A 21,483-nucleotide genomic window follows, 5' to 3' on the forward strand; every position below is an offset into this window, starting at 1 on the left:
TGTTATAATGACTCTAATTAAGGAAAATGGAAGTTCTCTTTTTATTTTCCAGAAAATAGCAAGACTATTTTCGAAAAAATAATGCAATTTAGCGAGCAAGTGCTCGCTGTATATATGAAAAAGGAGTATACAATGTCTGTACTTGAAATCAAAAATCTTCATGTTTCTGTTGAAGATAAAGAAATCTTGAAGGGTCTTAATTTGACTCTTAAAACTGGTGAGATTGCTGCTATCATGGGTCCTAACGGAACTGGTAAATCTACCCTCTCAGCTGCTATTATGGGTAACCCAAACTATGAAATCACAGAAGGGGACATCCTTTTTGATGGTGAAAGCATCCTTGACTTGGAAGTTGACGAACGTGCACGCCTAGGTCTTTTCCTTGCTATGCAATACCCAGCTGAAATCCCAGGGATCACAAATGCTGAGTTCATCCGTGCAGCTATGAACGCTGGTAAAGAAGATGACGAAAAGATTTCTGTTCTTGATTTCATCACTAAATTGGATGAAAAGATGGAATTGCTAGGTATGCGTGAAGAAATGGCTGAGCGTTACCTTAATGAAGGTTTCTCAGGTGGTGAGAAAAAACGTAACGAAATCCTTCAATTGCTCATGTTGGAACCTAAGTTTGCTCTTCTCGATGAGATTGACTCAGGTCTTGATATCGATGCCCTTAAAGTGGTTTCAAAAGGGGTTAACGCTATGCGTGGCGAAGGCTTCGGTGCTATGATTATCACTCACTACCAACGTCTCTTGAACTATATCACTCCAGATGTCGTACACGTAATGATGGAAGGTAAAGTGGTTCTTTCAGGCGGTCCTGAATTGGCTGCTCGTCTTGAGCAAGAAGGTTATGCGAAAATCGCTGAAGAGCTCGGTTACGAGTACCACGAAGAAGCGTAAGTCTGTTACTCGAAATAACTAGAAAAGGAGTAACCTATGTCAAAAGAATCTATTATCGCTTTTTCACAAGCAAAAGCAGAGCTACTTTGGTTGCAAGACCTTCGTCAAGCAGCCTTTGATAAGCTTGAAAGTTTGGCTCTTCCAAAAATTGAGTGTGTTAAATTCCACCGTTGGAATCTCGGTGATGGAACGATTACTGAAAATGAACCATCAGCAAATGTGCCTGATTTTACAGCGCTTGGAAACAACCCTAAATTGGTCCAAGTAGGAACAAATACTGTTCTTGAACAATTGCCAGCTGACTTGATTAGCCAAGGTGTGGTCTTTACAGATCTTACGACTGCTCTTGAGGAAATCCCAGAAGTCGTTGAAGCCTTCTTTGGTAAGGCTGTGGCCTACGATGAGGACAAATTGGCAGCTTATAACTATGCTTATTTCAATAGTGCAGCAGTCCTTTATGTACCAGATAATGTTGAAATTGACTTGCCAGTTGAAAGCTATTTTTACCAAGATGGAACTTCAAATGTTCCATTTAACAAACACGTTTTGATCGTAGCTGGTAAAAACAGTAAATTGACTTACCTTGAGCGTTTTGAAACGCTAGGTGAAGCGACTGAAAAAGCTAGTGCCAACATTTCGGTTGAAGTCATTGCTCAAGATGGTGCACAAGTTAAGTTTGCGGCTATTGACCGTTTGGGTGAAAACGTCACAACTTATATTAGTCGTCGTGGTCGTATCGGTCGTGATGCCAGCATTGACTGGGCTCTCGGGATCATGAACGAAGGCAATGTTATTGCTGACTTTGATAGTGACTTGATTGGCAATGGAAGTCATGCCAACCTCAAAGTTATTGGTCTTTCATCAGGGCGTCAGGTTCAAGGAATTGATACTCGTGTGACTAACTACGGTAACAACTCTGTGGGACATATCCTACAACATGGTGTTATTTTGGAACGTGGTACTTTGACTTTCAATGGTATTGGTCACATTGTCAAAGGTGCTAAGGGTGCTGATGCACAACAAGAAAGCCGTGTGCTTATGCTTTCTGACAAGGCACGTTCAGACGCTAACCCAATTCTCTTGATTGACGAAAATGAAGTTACAGCAGGGCATGCTGCTTCAATCGGTCAGGTAGATCCAGAGGATATGTATTACCTCATGAGTCGTGGACTTGATCAAGACACTGCAGAACGTTTGGTTATTCGCGGTTTCTTAGGAGCAGTTATTACTGAAATCCCAGTTAAAGAAGTGCGCGATGAAATGATTTCTGTAACTGATACAAAACTAAACAAACGTTAGGAACTATCGACGCAGATAGTCTAACCTATGATATATCTAGATAGGGAGATAAGATGTCAGCTTTAGATGCCTATAAGATTCGACAAAATTTTGCCATTTTAGATCAGGTAGTTAATGATGAACCTTTGGTATACTTGGATAATGCAGCAACGACTCAGAAGCCTCAAGTAGTTTTGGACACTCTCATGGCCTACTATCATGAGGACAATGCCAATGTTCACCGTGGTGTGCACACTTTGGCTGAGCGTGCAACAGCTGCTTACGAAGCTAGTCGTGAAAAGCTTCGTCAGTTTATCAATGCTAAATCAACCAAAGAGGTCCTCTTTACACGTGGAACGACAACTGGTCTTAACTGGGTTGGTCGTTTTGCAGAGCAGGTTCTTGAGCCAGGAGATGAGGTGGTTATTTCAATTATGGAACACCACTCAAATATCATTCCTTGGCAGGAAGCTTGTAAGAAGACAGGGGCTAAACTTGTTTACGCCTACTTGAAAGATGGCCAATTGGATATGGAAGATTTGGCCAACAAGATTACTGAAAAGACAAAATTTGTCAGTCTAGCTCAGGTCTCTAACGTTTTAGGCTGCATCAATCCTGTCAAAGAAATTGCCAAGCTTGCCCACCAAGTTGGTGCCTATATGGTAGTGGACGGTGCCCAATCGGCGCCCCACATGGCCATTGATGTTCAGGATTTAGATTGTGATTTCTTCACCCTTTCTGGCCATAAGATGTTAGGTCCAACAGGGATTGGGGTTCTTTATGGCAAGGAAGAGATTCTTAACCAGATGAATCCGATTGAATTCGGTGGTGAGATGATTGATTTTGTTTATGAACAAGAAGCCACTTGGAAGGAATTGCCTTGGAAATTTGAGGCTGGTACACCTAACATTGCGGGGGCTATTGCTCTTGGAGCTGCTGTGGACTACCTCTCTGCTTTAGGCATGGAAAATATTCATGCTTACGAGCAAGAATTGGTAGACTATGTTTTGCCTAAGCTTCAGGCGATTGATGGTCTGACAGTCTACGGTCCAGAAGATCCTAGCCAGCATGCAGGTGTTATTGCCTTTAATATTGATGGGCTTCACCCTCATGATGTGGCGACAGCTCTTGATTATGAAGGAGTGGCAGTGCGTGCGGGTCACCACTGTGCTCAGCCTTTAATTAATCATTTAGGAATCTCATCAGCTGCCCGAGCAAGTTTCTATATTTACAATACTAAAGAGGATTGCGACAAGCTTGTGGAGGCAATTCTTGCGACGAAGGAGTTTTTCAATGGCACTCTCTAGACTAGATAGTTTATATATGGCTGTTGTGGCCGATCACTCTAAGAGCCCTCACCATCATGGTGTCCTACCAGATGTGGAGCAACTTCAACTGAATAATCCGACTTGTGGAGATGTTATCAATCTGTCAGTTAAATTTGATGGTGACGTGATTGAAGACATTGCCTTTGCTGGTGATGGTTGTACTATTTCTACAGCTTCATCAAGTATGATGACGGATGCAGTTATTGGAAAAACCAAGGCAGAGGCTTTGGAACTAGCGGAGATTTTCTCTCTTATGATTCAAGGAAAACATGACATCGCTACAGGTAAATTAGGTGAAGCTAAGCTTTTGGCGGGGGTTTCTAAATTTCCACAACGTATCAAATGTGCAACACTCTCTTGGAATGCGCTCAAAAAAGCCATAGAGAGAAGCGAGCTTTAGGAAGTCAAGGAGCAGTTAGTCTCCTTGCCCAAGTAAAAAGGAAAACGAATCAAACCTTTAATAAAGGAAAATACTATGACTGAAACAAATGAAAAAGTAGAACCAAAACCCATTGATTTGGGGGAATATAAATATGGTTTCCATGATGATGTGACACCAGTCTTTTCAACAGGAAAAGGAATCAGTGAAGATGTGGTCCGTGCCATGTCTGCTGAAAAAGGGGAGCCTGAGTGGATGCTTGAATTCCGCTTGAAATCACTAGAAACCTTTAAGAAAATGCCTATGCAAGAGTGGGGGCCAGATCTTTCGGAAATCGACTTCGATGACTTGACATATTTCCAAAAAGCGTCAGACCGACCTGCTCGTGACTGGGAAGATGTACCTGAAAAAATCAAGGAAACCTTTGAACGTATTGGTATCCCCGAAGCTGAACGTGCTTACCTGGCAGGGGCTTCAGCTCAGTATGAATCAGAAGTGGTTTACCACAACATGAAAGAAGAGTATGACAAGTTGGGTATTATCTTTACAGATACGGACTCAGCTCTTAAAGAGTACCCAGAACTCTTCAAGAAGTACTTCTCAAAACTGGTTCCACCAACAGACAATAAATTTGCGGCCCTTAACTCTGCCTTCTGGTCAGGCGGTACCTTTATTTATGTACCTAAAGGCGTCAAGGTGGATATTCCGCTTCAAACCTACTTCCGTATTAACAATGAAGCAACTGCCCAGTTTGAACGTACCCTTATCATCGTTGATGAAGGTGCCAGCGTTCACTATGTGGAAGGCTGTACGGCACCAACCTATACTTCAGCCAGTCTTCATGCAGCCATCGTTGAAATCTTTGCACTTGAAGGAGCTTATATGCGTTATTCAACCATTCAAAACTGGTCAGATAGCGTCTATAATTTGGTAACCAAACGTGCCACTGCTAAGAAAAATGCTACGGTTGAGTGGATTGACGGTAACCTTGGTGCTAAGAAAACAATGAAGTACCCTTCGGTTTACCTAGATGGTGAAGGTGCACGTGGGACTATGCTTTCTATAGCTTTTGCCAATGCTGGTCAGCACCAGGATACAGGAGCTAAGATGATTCATAATGCGCCACATACATCATCATCTATTGTCTCTAAATCAATCGCCCGTAATGGTGGTAAGGTTGACTATCGTGGCCAAGTAACTTTCAATAAGGACTCTAAGAAATCTGGTTCCCACATTGAATGTGATACGATCTTGATGGATGATTTATCTAAGTCAGATACGATTCCATTTAATGAAATTCACAACTCACAAGTTGCTCTTGAACACGAAGCTAAAGTTTCTAAGATTTCTGAAGAGCAACTCTACTACCTCATGAGCCGTGGACTTTCAGAACAAGAAGCAACTGAAATGATTGTCATGGGATTTGTGGAACCATTTACCAAAGAACTTCCAATGGAGTATGCTGTTGAGCTTAACCGCTTGATTAGTTATGAAATGGAAGGATCAGTTGGTTAAAAATAAGCTTGTGTATAAATACAAAGTAAACTGAGAATTAGTCCAAAATACTATAAGGTTAAGATATGCATCTTAGCCTTTTTGTTTGGATTGATTGTAAAAATTCTATAGCATTGTGAAAGAAGAGCTATAGATGCACAATTTTTGGATATTTATAGTCTTTTTAGAGGCAAACATAACTGAGTTGTCGAATTATTCAGAATTAGGTCTTTACTTTAGAATGTTTTAAGGTATAATTATACACGAAAGTAAATTTTTTATTGGAGGAGGTTTCTTATAAACATGATTAAGAAACGTAACTTTAAAAGTATTGTAGCTACTGGAGTAATTGCTTTGGCTTCTGCAACACTTCTTGCTGCTTGTGGTTCAAAATCAACCTCAAGTAAAGATGAAATTAACTGGTACACACCTACTGAAATATTGACACTTGATGTTTCTAAAAATACAGACCACTATTCGGCCTTGGCGATTGGGAATTCAGAAAGCAACTTGCTCCGTGTTGATAAAAATGGTAAGTTGCAACCTGATTTGGCTGAAAAGGTTGATGTGTCGGCCGATGGTTTGACTTATACAGCTACTCTTAGAGATGACTTGAAGTATTCAGATGGTACTAAACTTACTGCTGAGGACTTTGTCTATACTTGGCAACGTATGGTTGATCCTGCTACAGCTTCTGAATATGCTTACCTCGCTTCAGATTCTCACCTTGTTAATGCTGCAGATATTATTGCTGGTAAGAAGAGTGTTGAAGAGTTGGGTGTTAAGGCTGAGGGTAATAAAGTTATCTTTACCTTGTCAAATCCTTCTCCACAATTTAAGAGTCTTTTGTCATTCTCAAATTTTGTTCCGCAACATAAGGAATTTGTAGAAAAGACTGGAAAACAATATGGAACGAAGTCTGATAAACAAATTTATTCTGGACCTTTTAAAGTTGAAAATTGGAATGGTACAAGTGGTAGCTTTAAACTTGTCAAAAATGACAATTATTGGGATGCTAAGCACGTCAAAACAAAGACAATCAATATTCAAACGGTTAAGAAACCTGATACAGCCGTTCAAATGTATAAACAAGGTCAACTTGACTTTGCAAGCATTTCAAGTACGTCAGCAATTTTTAATTCTAATAAAAAGAATAAAGATGTTGTTACAGTTCCAGAAGCAACAACAAGTTATATGACCTATAATGAAACTGGCAAAGTTAAAGGTCTAGATAATCTTAAAATCCGTCAAGCCCTCAACCTTGCTACTGATCGTAAAGGTATTGTCGAAGCTGCGGTTGATACAGGTTCAGTTCCAGCAACTAGTCTTGTACCTACTGGATTGGAAAAATTACCTGATGGTACTGATTTATCTAAATATGTAGCACCTGGCTATAGCTATAACAAGGAAGAAGCAGCTAAGCTCTTTAAAGAAGGTCTTGCTGAAGCTGGTTTAAGTGACTTGAAATTGACAATTACAGCAGATTCAGATTCACCTGTTTCAAAAGCTGCAGTTGATTACATTAAGGAAACTTGGGAGAAAGCTCTTCCTGGTTTGACTGTTGAAGAAAAATTTGTGACATTCAAACAACGTCTTGAAGATACCAAGAATCAAAACTTTGATGTTGCTCTTGTTCTTTGGGGTGGTGACTATCCAGAAGGATCAACATTCTATGGCTTGTTCACTTCAAATTCAGCTTATAACTATGGTAAGGCAAATAGCTCTACATACGATGCAGCCTATGAAAAAGCACTTTCAACTGATGCATTAGATCCAACAGCTGCTGCAAATGATTATAAAACTGCTGAAAAAGCACTTTATGATGAAGCAATGTATAATCCGATTTACTTCCGATTTACAAAAGGTTTGCAAAATCCTTCAATCAAAGGACTTGTACGTAACTCAACTGGTCTTGATGTTGACTTCACCTATGCTTATAAAGATAAATAGTTGCTATCATTATAATGACAGAGTAAAGTAGAACATTCATCAGCTACTGTATGTACGTTTATCACAAAATGAACTAAGAAGCTGGCGGCTTTAGTCCCAGCTTCTTTCGTTGTTAGATAAAGGAAATTTTATGACGAAATATTTATTGAAAAGGATAGCTATTTTGCTAGTTACCTTATGGGTGGTTGTCACTCTATCTTTCTTCCTAATGCAGGTTATGCCGGGGTCACCATTCAATAATCCCAAATTAACGAATGATATGATTGCGGTTATGAATAAGCAATATGGGTTAGATAAGCCTGTATGGCAACAGTATTTGCAATATCTTTGGAATGTACTGCACGGTGATTTAGGAACAAGCTATCAGTCTGCTAATCAGCCTGTTAGCATGATGATTAGTCAGCGTTTGGCAGTTTCAGCGCAACTGGGTATTCAAGCCCTTGTTGTTGGGGTGTTAGCTGGTCTTTTTGTAGGAGCAGTGTCAGCGCGTAATAAAAATAATTGGATTGATAATATCTTGAGCGTGCTATCAACACTCGGTATTTCAGTACCTTCATTCATTATTGGTCTTTTACTTTTGGATTATCTCGGATTTAAGTGGGGAGTTCTTCCTTTATCTGGATGGGGTTCATTTAGCCAAACTATTTTACCTACTTTAGCTCTGGCTATTCCAGTATTTGCTCAAGTTACCCGTTTTTTCCGTAGTGAAATGATTGAAACCATGAATACTGATTTTATTCAACTAGCTAGGGCCAAGGGATTAACAGCTCGTCAAATTAGTAATCGACATGCTTATCGAAATTCAATGATTCCTGTTCTTACCTTAATCGGTCCAATGGCTGCTAATATCCTAACAGGTTCAGCACTCATAGAGCAGATTTTCTCAATTCCTGGGATTGGCCAACAGTTTGTTACCTCTATTCCAACAAAAGATTATCCTGTCATTATGGGAACCACTATTGTTTATGCTGTTATGCTTATGGTAGCTATCCTATTGACAGATATCATTACTAGTTTTGTGGATCCACGTGTCCGTCTGAAGTAAGGAGAGTATCATGGAAGAAAAACAACTATTCAAACTTGTTGGTGCTGGAAATACTGAATCACAAGAAAAAATTGAAAAACCGACTCTCTCTTTTACGCAAGATGCTTGGAGACGTCTGAAAAAAAATAAATTGGCGACCATATCACTTTGGTTTTTAGCGATTCTGTTGGTCTTTTCAATTGGATCAAATTTCTTTGTTAAAGCCAAGGATGCTAATAGTTTTAATGGTGATGAAGTTAAGACATATCGTAATTTACCCCCAAAAATATCAGATAGTTTACCATTCTGGAATGGTAGTATCGTGTTTTCAGGCAATACGGAACCTAATGATGTGTATTCTGACCAATCTGTTCCAAAAGGTGATAAATTTATTTTAGGAACTGATAATCTAGGACGTAGCTTAGCGAAACGTGTGATTATTGGTATACGTATCTCTCTCTTGATTGCCATTGTTGCGACCTTGATTGATTTGATTATTGGAGTGACCTATGGTCTGGTGTCAGGGTTCTTGGGTGGGAAAATTGACCTCTTCATGCAACGTGTTATTGAGGTCATCTCATCTATCCCTAATTTGGTCATAGTAACTATGTTAGGACTTCTCTTGGGTAATGGTGTAATGTCAATCATTATATCCATTGCCATTGTCGGATGGACATCTATGGCACGTCAAGTACGCAATTTAACTTTATCTTATCGAGAACGTGAATTTGTTTTAGCCTCACGCGCTTTGGGTGAAAACAAATTTAAGATAGCTTTTAAACATGTTTTACCAAATATCTCAGGTATCATTATTGTTCAAATTATGATGACAGTTCCAAGTGCTATTATGTATGAAGCAGTTCTGTCAGCTATCAATTTGGGGGTTAAGCCACCAACAGCTTCTTTAGGTTCGTTGATTACAGATGCGTCTGAAAATCTCCAATACTACCCTTATCAGGTGGTTATTCCTGCTTTGGCTCTTGTTTTTATCTCTCTTGCCTTCATTCTTTTAGGGGACGGCTTGCGTGATGCATTTGACCCTAAATCTAACAAAGAAAACTAATAGGAGCGTAATAATGACGAAAGAAACGATTTTAAGTGTAAAAAATCTCCATGTTAATTTTCATACTTACGCTGGAGAAGTAAAAGCGATTCGTGATGTTAATTTTGACTTAAAAAAAGGTGAAACATTAGCGATTGTTGGTGAGTCTGGTTCAGGAAAATCTGTAACGACAAGGACACTAATGGGGCTATCAGATAAAAATGCTGAGGTAATTGGAGAAATTACCTTTAAGGGACGCAATATGCAAACCTTGAAGGAGCAAGATTGGGTTGAAGTTCGTGGAAATGATATTGCTATGATTTTTCAGGATCCTATGACCAGCCTTGACCCTACTATGAAAATTGGACACCAAATTGCTGAGCCTATCATGCTTCATGCCAAGGTATCTCAGAAGGAAGCCTTAGAAATGGCTTTACAATTAATGAAAGATGTTGGTATACCTAATGCCGAAGAACATATAAATGATTATCCTCATCAATGGTCAGGAGGAATGCGTCAAAGAGCAGTAATTGCCATTGCTCTAGCGGCAGATCCTGAAATTTTGATTGCTGATGAGCCTACGACAGCCTTAGATGTAACGATTCAAGCACAAATTCTTCATCTTATGAAAAAAATTCAAGAAGAGCGTAATTCATCTATTATTTTTATTACTCATGACTTGGGCGTTGTCGCTGGTATGGCTGATCGTGTAGCGGTAATGTATGCCGGTAAAATTGTGGAATATGGTACTGTGGATGAGGTTTTCTACAATCCGAAACACCCATACACGTGGGGGCTTCTTAACTCAATGCCTACAACAGAAACAGAATCTGGTAGTCTAGAAGCTATTCCAGGAACTCCCCCAGACTTACTTTATCCTCCTAAAGGAGATGCCTTTGCTGCTCGAAATGCCTTTGCTTTAGATATTGATTATCAGGAAGAACCGCCAATGTTTAAAGTATCAGATACGCATTTTGCAGCAACATGGCTCTTAGATGAACGAGCTCCTAAAGTAACCCCTCCTTCACCAATATTGAAACGATGGGAAAAATGGTCAAAGATGAAGGAGAAATAAGATGACACAAGAACGTAAGAAGTTAGTAGAATTAAAAAATGTGTCTCTAACTTTTAATAAAGGAAAATCAAACGAAGTTAAGGCCATTGATGACGTTAGCTTTGATATCTATGAGGGCGAAATTTTCGGCCTAGTTGGAGAATCTGGTTCAGGTAAAACGACCATTGGGCGTTCTATTCTAAAGCTTTATGATATTGATTCGGGTACTGTTACCTTTGCTGGTAATGATATATCAAGTTTAAAAGGGAAAGACCTTCATGATTTCCGTAAGACAGCTCAGATGATTTTTCAAGATCCTCAAGCTAGTCTTAATGGACGAATGAAGATTCGTGATATTATTGCTGAGGGGATTGATATTCATAAATTGGCTAAATCCAAGGAAGAACGTGAAGCCAAGGTTAAAGAACTTATTAATTTGGTGGGATTAAATGAAGATCACTTATCAAGATATCCTCATGAATTTTCTGGTGGTCAGCGTCAAAGAATTGGTATTGCGCGTGCTTTAGCGGTCAATCCTCATTTTATTGTAGCAGACGAACCTATCTCTGCTTTAGATGTTTCTATTCAAGCACAAGTAGTTAATTTGATGCAAAAGTTACAACACGAACAGGGGTTAACTTATTTGTTTATTGCACATGACTTGTCAATGGTTAAATATATATCCGATCGTATTGGTGTAATGCATTGGGGTAAACTTCTTGAGGTAGGACCAGCAGATGAGATTTACCATAATCCGATCCATCCTTATACAAAGAGTTTATTGTCTGCCATTCCAGAACCAGACCCAGAAAGAGAGCGTAAACGTCAACATTTGATTTATGATTCCTCTATTGAAAATGATGGGGAAAAGAGACAAATGTATGAAATCCGACCAGGACATTTTGTTTATGCTACAGAAGCAGAGGCTAAAAATTATAAAGAAGAAGCCTAAATTAGACTGTAAAAAGGTGGTGATTTTTAGTCACCTCCTTTTTATTTGCTAGAGCAAGAAAGCGTTTACAACTTATATTTAAAAAGATATAATAGATTTGAATAGCAAGTAATGGAGGGGACTAATATGGGAGTGTATAACAGTGACTGGCTACTCAATCAAATTCGAGGAACAGCTAATGTGGTCAGTAAGGCTTTTAAGTTTGAGACTCTGGATATTGATTTAGGTCAGGTGGAGGACGAGCAAGGTCACACGATTGATGGCAATGACTACATTGACGACTTGTTGATCCATGAACAGTATGATCAGGCAACTACCTTCATTCATAGTCAACTCAAACGTTTGACAACTAATGACTATAATCTCCTTGTCAGCGTCTATATTGAGTATTTGGAGAATTTACCACCTGTAATAAGGCAAAAACACCATTTTGATGATAGAAAAATAGCAAGTTTGAGGGAAAAACTATCCGAATTTTCATGGTAATTTGGTAGAGAGTGTGGAAGAGAAACGCCGAGCGTTTACGATTTTTCCACCCTCTTTTTTGTGTTATAATAGAATCACTATGGATAAATTAATTAAAACAATTTCAGAATCAGGTTCTTTCCGTGCTTATGTTCTTGATAGCACAGAAACTGTTAGAACCGCACAAGAAAAACACAATACTCTATCATCATCGACAGTTGCTTTGGGGCGTACCCTTATTGCCAACCAAATCTTGGCTGCTAACCAAAAAGGTGAAAGCAAAATTACGGTTAAGGTTATCGGAAATAGCTCTTTTGGGCATATCATCTCTGTAGCTGATACCAAAGGACATGTTAAGGGCTACATCCAAAATCCAGGTGTGGATATCAAGAAAACAGCGACTGGTGAAGTTTTAGTGGGTCCTTTCATGGGACAAGGACAGTTTGTCTCAATCATCGATTATGGAACTGGTAATCCTTACACGTCATCAACACCACTTATTTCTGGTGAAATTGGTGAAGACTTTGCCTACTATTTGACAGAATCTGAGCAAACGCCATCTGCTGTTGGTCTTAATGTACTTCTTGACGAAGAGGACAAGGTTAAGGTTGCTGGTGGTTTCATGCTTCAGGTTTTACCAGGAGCTAGCGAAGAAGAAATCGCTCGTTACGAAAAACGCATTCAAGAGATGCCAGCCATTTCAACGCTTTTGGAGTCTGATGACCATATCGAAGCTCTCTTGAATGCCATTTATGGGGATGAACCTTTCAAACGTTTGTCTGAAGAGGAGCTTAGCTTTGAGTGTGATTGCTCACTTGAACGTTTTGAAAATACCCTCTTGACGCTTGGTAAGGATGAACTTCAAGCCATGAAAGACGAGGATCATGGGGCTGAAATCGTCTGCCAATTCTGCCAAACCAAGTATGAGTTTTCAGAAGCTGACTTGGAGGAACTCATCAATGACTAAACTTAATTCGTCCTTCATGATTGGAAATGTGGAGATTCCTCATCGTACAGTACTAGCTCCTATGGCAGGTGTGACCAACTCGGCTTTCCGTACCATTGCCAAGGAATTTGGTGCAGGTCTCGTGGTTATGGAGATGATCTCTGAAAAAGGGCTCCTCTATAACAATGAGAAAACCCTTCATATGCTTCATATCGATGAGAATGAGCATCCAATGTCTATCCAGCTTTTCGGTGGTGATGCTGAGGGCTTGAAGCGTGCAGCCGACTTTATCCAGACCAATACCAAGGCTGATATTGTTGATATCAACATGGGTTGTCCAGTCAATAAGGTCGTTAAAAATGAAGCGGGTGCCAAGTGGCTCAAGGATCCAGACAAGATTTACCACATCGTCAAGGAAGTAACGTCAGTACTTGATATTCCTTTGACTGTTAAGATGCGTACAGGTTGGTCAGACAGTGACTTGGCTGTAGAAAATGCCCTTGCAGCTGAGTCTGCAGGTGTTTCTGCCCTTGCTATGCACGGCCGTACTCGTGAGCAAATGTACACAGGTCACTGTGATCATGAGACTTTGGCCCGTGTTGCTAAGGCTATCACTAAGATTCCATTTATCGGGAATGGTGATGTTCGTAGCGTTCAAGATGCTAAACTTATGATTGAGGAACTTGGTGTAGATGCTGTTATGGTGGGTCGTGCAGCTATGAACAATCCTTACATTTTCACGCAAATCAACCACTTCTTCGAAACAGGAGAGGAGTTGCCAGAGCTTCCATTTGATAAGAAATTGGACATCGCTGAAGACCACCTCAAACGCTTGGTAGACCTTAAAGGTGAGAAGATTGCCGTCCGTGAATTCCGTGGTCTTGCGCCACACTATCTTCGTGGAACAGCGGGAGCAGCCAAGGTTCGTGGCGAAGTCTCACGTGCCGAGTCTGTGGCTCAGGTCGAAGAAATCTTTGCAACTTTGCGATAAATCTATATCTGATGAAAACTTAACCAGCTTGGTTAGGTTTTTATTTTACCTTTATTCTTCCTTGATAGTGATGATAGCCCATCACCAATCTTTTTCTTGCTCCACCCTTGCAAAATCTCAGTGTTTTCGATATAATTAACTGGTTAAGTAAATGGAGAAAGCAATGCTAGAACTAGAAGAACAAGTCAATCAATTGATTAATCAAATCGTGCTCAAGTCTGAAAATCAGCATGAGCTCCTCATTGGTCAGTGCCGTAGTCAGGTTAAGTTGACCAATACTCAGGAGCATATTCTCATGCTTTTGTCTGAGGGACGAAAGACCAATTCTGAGTTGGCTAAGACCCTCAATGTCAGCCAGGCTGCTGTTACCAAGGCAGTAAAAACCTTGGTCAAAGAGGGCATGTTGGAGGCTAAGAAAGACAAGGATGATGGGCGCGTGACCTACTTTGTCTTGACACAAGAAGCTCAACCCATAGCCCAAGAGCATGAGGAACACCACCAAGAGACCTTGGGGGTCTATCGGTCTGTATTGGATCAGTTCGATAATCAAGAGCGTCAGGTGATTGGACGTTTCTTGACAAAATTAGCAGAAAAAATCGAGGAATAAGATGCGCTATATTACAGTTGAAGGACTGAGCTTCCAGTATGATGCGGAGCCTGTTCTGGACAATATTCATTATCATTTGGATTCTGGGGAGTTTGTAACCCTAACTGGGGAGAATGGAGCTGCCAAGTCAACGCTTATTAAGGCTACCCTAGGAATTCTCAAGCCTAAGAAGGGAACTGTAACCATCTCTGAAACCAATAAAGATGGTAAAAAACTTCGCATGGCCTATCTTCCACAGCAGATTGCCAGCTTTAATGCAGGTTTTCCAAGCACGGTCTACGAGTTTGTTAAGTCTGGTCGTTATCCTCGTCAGGGCTGGTTCCGTCGTTTGACTAAGCACGACTTGGAGCACGTTCAACGTGCCCTTGAGTCTGTAGGTATGTGGGAAAATCGTCACAAGCAAATTGGACGTCTCTCAGGTGGGCAAAAGCAACGTGCTGTTATTGCTCGTATTTTTGCCTCGGATCCAGATATTTTTGTTTTGGATGAGCCAACGACGGGTATGGATGCAGGAACAGCCAATACTTTCTATGAACTCATGCACCATTCGGCTCACAAGCATGGCAAGTCTGTCTTGATGATTACCCACGACCCAGAGGAAGTCAAGGAGTACACAGACCGTAATATTCATCTGGTTCGTAACCAGAAATTGCCTTGGCGTTGTTTCAATGTCCATGAAAAGGATGGAGAGGAGCACAAACATGATTAGTGAATTATTAGCCTATGATTTTATGCAACGTGCTATTCTCGCCGTGATTGCTATCAGCATCTTCTCGCCAATTTTGGGGCTTTTCTTAATTCTTCGTCGTCAAAGTCTGATGAGCGATACCTTGAGTCACGTGTCCCTAGCTGGGGTGGCTGTTGGGATTTTCTTGGGACAATCAACCACTTGGATGACCCTTGTGGTTGTGGTTATCGCTGCTTTGGTTTTAGAATATCTCCGGGTTAGTTACAAGCATTATATGGAGATTTCAACGGCTATCCTTATGTCAATGGGATTGGCAGTGGCTCTTATTCTTAGTAACAAGGCGGGTAGCAGTAGCATGAGTCTGGATAGCTATCTTTTTGGTTCTATCATCACGATTAGCTCTGAGCAGGTGCGTGCCCTCTTTGTTATTGCGGCTATTGTATTGGTCTTGACCCTACTCTTTATTCGTCCTATGTATCTTTTGACCTTTGACGAGGATACCGCTCATGTGGATGGCTTGCCAGTTCGTCTCATGTCCCTCCTCTTCAATATTGTGACAGGGATAGCGATTGCTTTGATGATTCCAGCAGCAGGATCACTTTTGGTTTCTACTATCATGATTCTTCCTGCAGCTATTGGTATGAAAATAGGTCAAACCTTTAAATCTGTCATTTTCTGGGCTATTGGTATTGGTTTGGTTGGCATGCTTTCTGGTATCTTTATTTCCTATTATTGGGAAACACCAGCTAGTGCAACCATTACCCTTATCTTCATCGCCTTCTTTGCTCTGGTATCCATCTTTGAACCTCTCTTAAAAGCGGAATAAATAATAGAAGAAAAGTGCTTGAGAAATCAAGCTCTTTTTGTGATATACTAAAGTGGTTTTTGAGAGAAGTTGAAATAAGAATGGTAGATTTCTAGGCAGAAAAATGATTAGATTTTTCTGGTGTTCACTATCATTTGTAACAGTAACGAAAAAGGAGAAAACATGGAAATCTTTTTAACGAGTATATCGGGAATACTAGTCATCTTGGGTATGATTTTAGTGGGCTTCGTTATGGGCGAAAAAGGCTGGTTTGACGACAAATCACGTGGTCTTATAGCTAAGCTAGTCACTCAAATTGCCTTGCCTTGTTACATGCTCTATACGATCACACAGCGTTTCACAGCGACAGACCTGCTCAAGATGTTACCAGAATTGCGCTTTCCTGCACTATCCATGGTGATTTTGCTTGGGATTGCGACAGCGGTGGCTGGCATTTTTGCAGTAAAAAAGGAGCGTCGTGGTCTCTTTATTTCCATGTTTTTTAATTCGAACACCATTTTTGTGGGGCTCCCTATCAATCAAGCCCTCTTTGGCGATACTAGTATTCCCTATGTCCTTATCTATTATATGTGCAATACGACCTTTTTCTGGACCTTGGGAACTTACCTTATTCAGCGAGATGGGGAAGGAGAGGCAGAATTTGATTTAAAAACAAGTCTAAAAAAGATTTTCTCACCCCCTCTAATGGGTTTCATGTTAGGTCTTATTATTGTTATCCTTCATATTAAATTACCAACTTTTTTAGCCAGTGACTTGCAGTATTTGGGTAGTTTGACGACTCCTTTATCTATGATTTTCATCGGTTTGTCGGTATCCAATGCAGGTGTGAAGCAGTTGGTTCTTAAAAAGGATCAGTTATTGATTTTGTTGGGACGCTTTGTAGTTGCTCCTCTTTTGATGGCTGCCATTGTTTACTGGGCACCTCTCCCAACTTTGATGAAACAAGTTTTTATCATCCAGTCTGCCATGCCTGTCATGACCAATGCTCCAGTAGTTGCTAAACTCTATGGAGCTGATAGTGATTACGCGGCTGTTATGGTTACTGAGACTACCCTTGCAACCATGGTTGTTATCCCAATTTTGATGGTTCTTATGGCTTAAAAATAATCAAGTAACCCCTGTTTTTCTGGGGGTTTTTAAATTTGCCCTATTGTAAAATGAAGTGCAACACAAAAGACATGTTCATCTGATATACTAGAGTTGCGAAAAACAGTATAAAGGAAGATGAACATGTCCACTAATTATTCTACCACAAATCAATCATACAAGCACTTATCTGAAGCTGAGCGAGGGGAAATTGAAGCTTATTTAAGCGTAGGACTCAAACCTGCTGAGATTGCTCGTAGACTAGGGAGAAATCGCTCTACTATTACTCGTGAAATTAATCGTGGTTCCATAACACAAGTGAAAAAAGTAAATGGGCAAAAGGTCTATTACCAACACTATTATGCAGATGCTGCTCATAACCGTTATCGTCATGCTAGAGAAGCCAGCTATTATTTGAAACTGGATTCCGTATCGGATGACTTTCTGAGAGCATTTACAGAAGCAATGAGAGAGAAACCAAGGGTGCATAGCGTGGATACCTTTGTTCATACCTATAGACTCCAACATGTAGATGCAGTTGTTCCTTCAACCAAGACGCTCTATAACTATATCCATCAAGGATTGTTAGAGATTAAGGTCATTGATTTGCCAAGAGCAGTGCGGATCCGTAAGAAATTTACCAAGCGCCCCTCTACCAAGAAACATCTAGGAAAGTCAATTGAAGAAAGGCCAGAAGAAATCAATAATCGTTCCCGTTTTGGAGATTGGGAAATCGATTCTGTTCTGGGTGGAAAGACAATAGGAGAACCTTCTATTCTAACCTTGGTAGAACGACAAACACGCTATGCTGTCACAAAGAAACTCGTGGAAAAGAAAGCAGAGTATGTCAATCAAGCAGTCTTAGAGTGTATGAAACTTTATCCCATTAAGTCCATAACTGCAGATAATGGAAACGAATTTTCATCATTGAGTAAGATAGAGGGATTAGATGTTTATTTTGCACATGCCTATTCATCTTATGAACGAGGTACAAATGAGAATTTCAATGGACTACTAAGAGAGTTCATTCCGAAGGGGTGTTCGTTAAAAGAACTAAATCAGAATCTTTTAGAGGACTATACAAAGGCTATCAATGAAAGACCTAGACGAATTCATGGCTATCAGTCCGCAAAAAAGCTGTTTGAGCTAACTCAAACAGCTTGAAAGATACTCACTTAATCAGAGGAACATCTTTGTTGCACTTGACTTGACAATTAGGGGGTTTTTAAATTTGTAAAAAAATTCAAAAAAAGTTTACGAAAACGCTTTACAAATCGTAAAAAGATGCTATAATAATTACATAAGTTATGCAAGCGTTTGCATCGAAACGTAGGAGGAAATGAAATGAATAAGCTAAAAGAAAAATTTGGCTTTGAGTTCTGGCAAAAATTCGGTAAAGCCCTCATGGTTGTTATCGCAGTTATGCCAGCAGCAGGTCTCATGATCTCACTCGGTAAAACAGTTGCCATGATTAATCCAAACGTGGCACCACTCGTTATTACTGGTGGATTTCTTGAGCAGATTGGTTGGGGGGTTATTGGTAACCTTCACATCTTGTTCGCCCTTGCCATTGGTGGTAGCTGGGCTAAGGAACGTGCAGGCGGTGCCTTTGCGGCAGGTCTTGCCTTTATCTTGATTAACCGTTTGACTGGTTCAATCTTTGGTGTTACTTCAGATATTCTTGCTGATAAGGCTGCTACAGTCCACACCATTTTTGGTCAATCAATCAAGGTATCTGATTACTTCATCAGTGTTATGGAAGCTCCAGCCCTCAACATGGGTGTGTTCGTAGGTATCATCTCTGGTTTCATCGGAGCTACTGCCTTCAACAAATACTATAACTTCCGTAAATTGCCAGAAGCTTTGTCATTCTTCAATGGTAAACGCTTCGTACCATTCGTAGTTATTCTTCGTTCAGCTATCGCAGCTATCGTCCTTGCTATCGTATGGCCAGTTATCCAATCAGGAATCAACGGCTTCGGTATGTGGATTGCCAACTCAAAAGAAACTGCTCCAATCTTGGCACCGTTCTTGTTCGGTACTTTGGAACGTCTTCTCTTGCCATTTGGTCTCCACCACATGTTGACTATCCCAATTAACTACACTCAATTGGGTGGTACTTACCACGTATTGACTGGTGCCGCTAAAGGTACTGAAGTATTGGGTCAAGACCCACTCTGGCTTGCCTGGGTTACTGACCTTGCAAACCTTAAAGGTGCACACCCAGAACAATACAAACACCTTCTTGAATCTGTTACACCAGCCCGCTTTAAAGTTGGTCAAATGATTGGTTCATTTGGTATCTTGATGGGTATGGTGGTAGCTATCTACCGTAACGTTGATGATGATAAGAAACATCAATACAAAGGGATGTTGACTGCAACTGCACTTGCAACATTCTTGACAGGGGTAACAGAGCCAATCGAGTACATGTTCATGTTCGTGGCTACTCCACTTTACATCATTTATGCTTTGGTGCAAGGATGTGCCTTTGCCATGGCTGATATCGTTCACCTTCGTGTTCACTCATTCGGTTCTATCGAGTTCTTGACACGTACACCACTTGCTATTAACGCTGGTTTGGCGATGGATATCGTTAACTTCATTTGGGTAACTGTACTCTTTGGTGTTATCATGTTCTTCATCGCAAACTTCATGATTAAGAAATTTGACTACGCTACACCAGGACGTAACGGTAACTATGAGCAAGGTGAAGATTCTTCATCAGAATCTGCTGGATCAGCAAGTGCTGGAACAAGCTCAGCAAGCTCACAAGTTATCAACATCATCAACCTTCTTGGTGGACGTGCTAACATCGTCGATGTTGACGCATGTATGACTCGTCTCCGTGTTACTGTTAAAGACGCTGAAAAAGTCGGAACTGAAGAACAATGGAAAGCTGAAGGAGCTATGGGTCTTGTCATGAAAGGACAAGGGGTTCAAGCTATCTATGGTCCTAAAGCAGACGTATTGAAATCTGATATCCAAGACGTTCTTGATTCAGGTGAAGTTATTCCTGAAACACTTCCAAGTCAAATGACTGCTGTTCAAAAAGCAGAAGCTAACTTCAAAGGTGTGACTGATGAAGTGCATTCAGTTGCTGATGGTCAAGTTATCAACATCGAAGATGTTAAAGACCCAGTATTCTCACAAAAAATGATGGGTGACGGCTTCGCTGTAGAACCAGAAAACGGTAAAATCGTTTCACCAGTAGCTGGTAAAGTGACAAGCATCTTCCCAACTAAACACGCTCTTGGTTTGGTAACAGACAATGGTCTTGAAGTTTTGGTTCACATCGGACTTGACACTGTTAGTCTTGAAGGTAAACCATTCGACGTTAAAGTTACTGAAGGTCAAACAGTTGCTGCAGGTGATCTCTTGGTTGAAGCAAACCTTGATGCTATCCGTGAAGCAGGTCGTGAAACATCTACAGTTGTTGTCTTTACAAATGCAGATGCAATCAAATCAGTTAAAGTAGAACATACAGGTAAATTGGCTGCTAACGCTCCAGTTGCAAAAGTAGAACTTTAATTTGCTAAACGATAAACAAGCAGACAGCCCTTGGGCTGTTTTGTTTGTAAATGACCCTATGTCATTTCTAGATGCAAGTCAGAAGAGGGATAAACTTATGAAATTTCTAACTTTAAATACTCACAGTTGGATGGAAGAAGATGCAGAAGGAAAATTCCAAACCTTAAAGGAACAGATCCTAAAGGCTCAGTATGATATTATTTGCTTCCAGGAAGTTAACCAAGAAATAGAGACTTCTGTTGTGGACACGGATGCTTACTATCATGCACTTCCATCAGCAACACCAATCCACCAAGATCACTTTGTCCGTCTTCTTGTGGAAAAGTTAGCTGAAGAAGGGCTTCAATACCATTGGACTTGGGCCTATAATCACATTGGTTATGATCACCTTAATGAGGGGGTTGCCGTCTTGTCACGTCAACCATTGACAGCTAGCGAAATCTTGGTTTCAGATGTTGATGATCCAACTGACTACCATACACGCCGTGTAGCAGTTGCTGAAACTACTGTAGATGGCCGAGAAGTTGCTGTTGCTAGTGTTCACCTTTCATGGTGGGACAAAGGTTTCCAAGAAGAGTGGGCACGTATTGAGGAACGTTTCAAAGCTATTGGGAAACCGCTCATCCTAGCAGGTGACTTTAACAACCCAGCAGGTCGCGAAGGGCATCAAGCCATTTTGGCTAGCTCACTCAATCTTCAAGATAGTTTTGAAGTAGCTAAAGAAACAACTGGTAGCTATACAGTTGGACCAGGTATCGATGGTTGGAAGGGCAATGAAGAGCCTTTACGTATCGATTATGTCTTTGCTAGCCAAGATTGGACAGTAGAGCGCCTTAGCGTGATTTTTGATGGCAACAATCAACCTTTGGTAAGCGACCACTACGGTCTTGAAGCAGAATTAACATTTAAGTAGAAACTGTATCCTATTATGACCTAATA

20 protein-coding genes are annotated in these 21,483 nt (G+C 40.5%); all 20 read left to right on the plus strand.

The features are described 5' to 3' along the window. The first annotated feature begins 132 nt into the window (after window positions 1-132). Entirely contained in the window at window positions 133-903 is a 771-nt protein-coding gene (gene sufC / locus NSQ79_RS00945) for a Fe-S cluster assembly ATPase SufC (protein ID WP_002883600.1), read from the plus strand. A 36-nt stretch (window positions 904-939) separates the two neighbouring features. After that, window positions 940-2,202 carry a Fe-S cluster assembly protein SufD gene (sufD, locus tag NSQ79_RS00950; protein ID WP_002886437.1) on the plus strand — a complete coding sequence of 421 codons (1,263 nt, stop codon included), beginning with the start codon at window positions 940-942 and terminating at the stop codon, window positions 2,200-2,202. Window positions 2,203-2,255: 53 nt separating this feature from the next. Then, window positions 2,256-3,488, plus strand: a complete 1,233-nt coding sequence (locus NSQ79_RS00955) for a cysteine desulfurase (RefSeq protein WP_084871118.1) — start codon at window positions 2,256-2,258, stop codon at window positions 3,486-3,488. Next, the gene (gene sufU, locus NSQ79_RS00960; RefSeq protein ID WP_002886440.1) at window positions 3,475-3,909 is read left to right on the plus strand and encodes a Fe-S cluster assembly sulfur transfer protein SufU; all 435 of its coding nucleotides are present in this window, start codon (window positions 3,475-3,477) and stop codon (window positions 3,907-3,909) included. Before NSQ79_RS00955 ends, sufU begins: the two co-directional genes overlap by 14 nt. A 75-nt stretch (window positions 3,910-3,984) precedes the next feature. Continuing rightward, window positions 3,985-5,403, plus strand: a complete 1,419-nt coding sequence (gene sufB / locus NSQ79_RS00965; RefSeq protein WP_045001978.1) for a Fe-S cluster assembly protein SufB — start codon at window positions 3,985-3,987, stop codon at window positions 5,401-5,403. Between the two features lie 282 nt (window positions 5,404-5,685). Further along, the gene (locus NSQ79_RS00970; protein WP_014633665.1) at window positions 5,686-7,332 is read left to right on the plus strand and encodes a peptide ABC transporter substrate-binding protein; all 1,647 of its coding nucleotides are present in this window, start codon (window positions 5,686-5,688) and stop codon (window positions 7,330-7,332) included. 130 nt (window positions 7,333-7,462) lie between these two features. Then, complete coding sequence (locus NSQ79_RS00975; RefSeq protein ID WP_045001977.1) at window positions 7,463-8,377, plus strand: ABC transporter permease; 915 nt, start codon at window positions 7,463-7,465, stop codon at window positions 8,375-8,377. Window positions 8,378-8,384: 7 nt separating this feature from the next. Then, window positions 8,385-9,419, plus strand: coding sequence for an ABC transporter permease (locus tag NSQ79_RS00980; protein ID WP_045001975.1), 1,035 nt, complete (start codon window positions 8,385-8,387; stop codon window positions 9,417-9,419). Between the two features lie 13 nt (window positions 9,420-9,432). After that, window positions 9,433-10,473, plus strand: coding sequence for an ABC transporter ATP-binding protein (locus NSQ79_RS00985; protein ID WP_014633662.1), 1,041 nt, complete (start codon window positions 9,433-9,435; stop codon window positions 10,471-10,473). Window position 10,474: 1 nt separating this feature from the next. Further along, window positions 10,475-11,404: an ATP-binding cassette domain-containing protein gene (locus tag NSQ79_RS00990; protein ID WP_045771698.1), complete on the plus strand. Its 930-nt coding sequence runs from the start codon at window positions 10,475-10,477 to the stop codon at window positions 11,402-11,404. 126 nt (window positions 11,405-11,530) lie between these two features. Next, a complete protein-coding gene (locus NSQ79_RS00995) occupies window positions 11,531-11,890 on the plus strand; it encodes a hypothetical protein (protein ID WP_002883594.1) in 360 nt (119 codons plus the stop codon). A 79-nt stretch (window positions 11,891-11,969) separates the two neighbouring features. Further along, entirely contained in the window at window positions 11,970-12,836 is an 867-nt protein-coding gene (gene hslO / locus NSQ79_RS01000) for an Hsp33 family molecular chaperone HslO (protein ID WP_045769213.1), read from the plus strand. Continuing rightward, the gene (dusB, locus tag NSQ79_RS01005) at window positions 12,829-13,806 is read left to right on the plus strand and encodes a tRNA dihydrouridine synthase DusB (RefSeq protein ID WP_002883588.1); all 978 of its coding nucleotides are present in this window, start codon (window positions 12,829-12,831) and stop codon (window positions 13,804-13,806) included. The genes hslO and dusB overlap by 8 nt, the downstream gene beginning before the upstream one ends. Before the next feature lie 163 nt (window positions 13,807-13,969). Further along, complete coding sequence (locus NSQ79_RS01010) at window positions 13,970-14,413, plus strand: zinc-dependent MarR family transcriptional regulator (RefSeq protein WP_045771699.1); 444 nt, start codon at window positions 13,970-13,972, stop codon at window positions 14,411-14,413. A 1-nt stretch (window position 14,414) separates the two neighbouring features. After that, window positions 14,415-15,122, plus strand: a complete 708-nt coding sequence (locus tag NSQ79_RS01015) for a metal ABC transporter ATP-binding protein (protein WP_002883613.1) — start codon at window positions 14,415-14,417, stop codon at window positions 15,120-15,122. Next, on the plus strand, window positions 15,115-15,927 hold the full coding sequence (locus NSQ79_RS01020) for a metal ABC transporter permease (RefSeq protein WP_045769215.1): 813 nt from the start codon (window positions 15,115-15,117) through the stop codon (window positions 15,925-15,927). Before NSQ79_RS01015 ends, NSQ79_RS01020 begins: the two co-directional genes overlap by 8 nt. Before the next feature lie 162 nt (window positions 15,928-16,089). Next, window positions 16,090-17,028 (plus strand): AEC family transporter, encoded by a 939-nt coding sequence (locus NSQ79_RS01025; protein WP_045769216.1) that lies wholly within the window; start codon window positions 16,090-16,092, stop codon window positions 17,026-17,028. 129 nt (window positions 17,029-17,157) lie between these two features. Beyond that, window positions 17,158-18,177 carry an IS30-like element IS1139 family transposase gene (locus NSQ79_RS01030; RefSeq protein WP_171021848.1) on the plus strand — a complete coding sequence of 340 codons (1,020 nt, stop codon included), beginning with the start codon at window positions 17,158-17,160 and terminating at the stop codon, window positions 18,175-18,177. Between the two features lie 180 nt (window positions 18,178-18,357). Then, entirely contained in the window at window positions 18,358-20,544 is a 2,187-nt protein-coding gene (locus NSQ79_RS01035; protein WP_014633653.1) for a PTS transporter subunit IIBC, read from the plus strand. A gap of 97 nt (window positions 20,545-20,641) precedes the next feature. Beyond that, window positions 20,642-21,457 carry an endonuclease/exonuclease/phosphatase family protein gene (locus tag NSQ79_RS01040; RefSeq protein ID WP_002886451.1) on the plus strand — a complete coding sequence of 272 codons (816 nt, stop codon included), beginning with the start codon at window positions 20,642-20,644 and terminating at the stop codon, window positions 21,455-21,457. Window positions 21,458-21,483 lie beyond the last annotated feature (26 nt).

The organism is Streptococcus sp. FSL W7-1342 (genome assembly GCF_037966635.1).
GTDB classification, from domain to species: Bacteria; Bacillota; Bacilli; order Lactobacillales; family Streptococcaceae; genus Streptococcus; species Streptococcus salivarius_D.

Coding starts and splice junctions, on each gene's coding strand:
- sufC (WP_002883600.1), top strand. CDS start 133: ATGTCTGTACTTGAAATCAAAAATCTTCATGTTTCTGTTGAAGATAAA.
- sufD (WP_002886437.1), top strand. CDS start 940: ATGTCAAAAGAATCTATTATCGCTTTTTCACAAGCAAAAGCAGAGCTA.
- NSQ79_RS00955 (WP_084871118.1), top strand. CDS start 2,256: ATGTCAGCTTTAGATGCCTATAAGATTCGACAAAATTTTGCCATTTTA.
- sufU (WP_002886440.1), top strand. CDS start 3,475: ATGGCACTCTCTAGACTAGATAGTTTATATATGGCTGTTGTGGCCGAT.
- sufB (WP_045001978.1), top strand. CDS start 3,985: ATGACTGAAACAAATGAAAAAGTAGAACCAAAACCCATTGATTTGGGG.
- NSQ79_RS00970 (WP_014633665.1), top strand. CDS start 5,686: ATGATTAAGAAACGTAACTTTAAAAGTATTGTAGCTACTGGAGTAATT.
- NSQ79_RS00975 (WP_045001977.1), top strand. CDS start 7,463: ATGACGAAATATTTATTGAAAAGGATAGCTATTTTGCTAGTTACCTTA.
- NSQ79_RS00985 (WP_014633662.1), top strand. CDS start 9,433: ATGACGAAAGAAACGATTTTAAGTGTAAAAAATCTCCATGTTAATTTT.
- NSQ79_RS00990 (WP_045771698.1), top strand. CDS start 10,475: ATGACACAAGAACGTAAGAAGTTAGTAGAATTAAAAAATGTGTCTCTA.
- NSQ79_RS00995 (WP_002883594.1), top strand. CDS start 11,531: ATGGGAGTGTATAACAGTGACTGGCTACTCAATCAAATTCGAGGAACA.
- hslO (WP_045769213.1), top strand. CDS start 11,970: ATGGATAAATTAATTAAAACAATTTCAGAATCAGGTTCTTTCCGTGCT.
- dusB (WP_002883588.1), top strand. CDS start 12,829: ATGACTAAACTTAATTCGTCCTTCATGATTGGAAATGTGGAGATTCCT.
- NSQ79_RS01010 (WP_045771699.1), top strand. CDS start 13,970: ATGCTAGAACTAGAAGAACAAGTCAATCAATTGATTAATCAAATCGTG.
- NSQ79_RS01015 (WP_002883613.1), top strand. CDS start 14,415: ATGCGCTATATTACAGTTGAAGGACTGAGCTTCCAGTATGATGCGGAG.
- NSQ79_RS01020 (WP_045769215.1), top strand. CDS start 15,115: ATGATTAGTGAATTATTAGCCTATGATTTTATGCAACGTGCTATTCTC.
- NSQ79_RS01025 (WP_045769216.1), top strand. CDS start 16,090: ATGGAAATCTTTTTAACGAGTATATCGGGAATACTAGTCATCTTGGGT.
- NSQ79_RS01030 (WP_171021848.1), top strand. CDS start 17,158: ATGTCCACTAATTATTCTACCACAAATCAATCATACAAGCACTTATCT.
- NSQ79_RS01035 (WP_014633653.1), top strand. CDS start 18,358: ATGAATAAGCTAAAAGAAAAATTTGGCTTTGAGTTCTGGCAAAAATTC.
- NSQ79_RS01040 (WP_002886451.1), top strand. CDS start 20,642: ATGAAATTTCTAACTTTAAATACTCACAGTTGGATGGAAGAAGATGCA.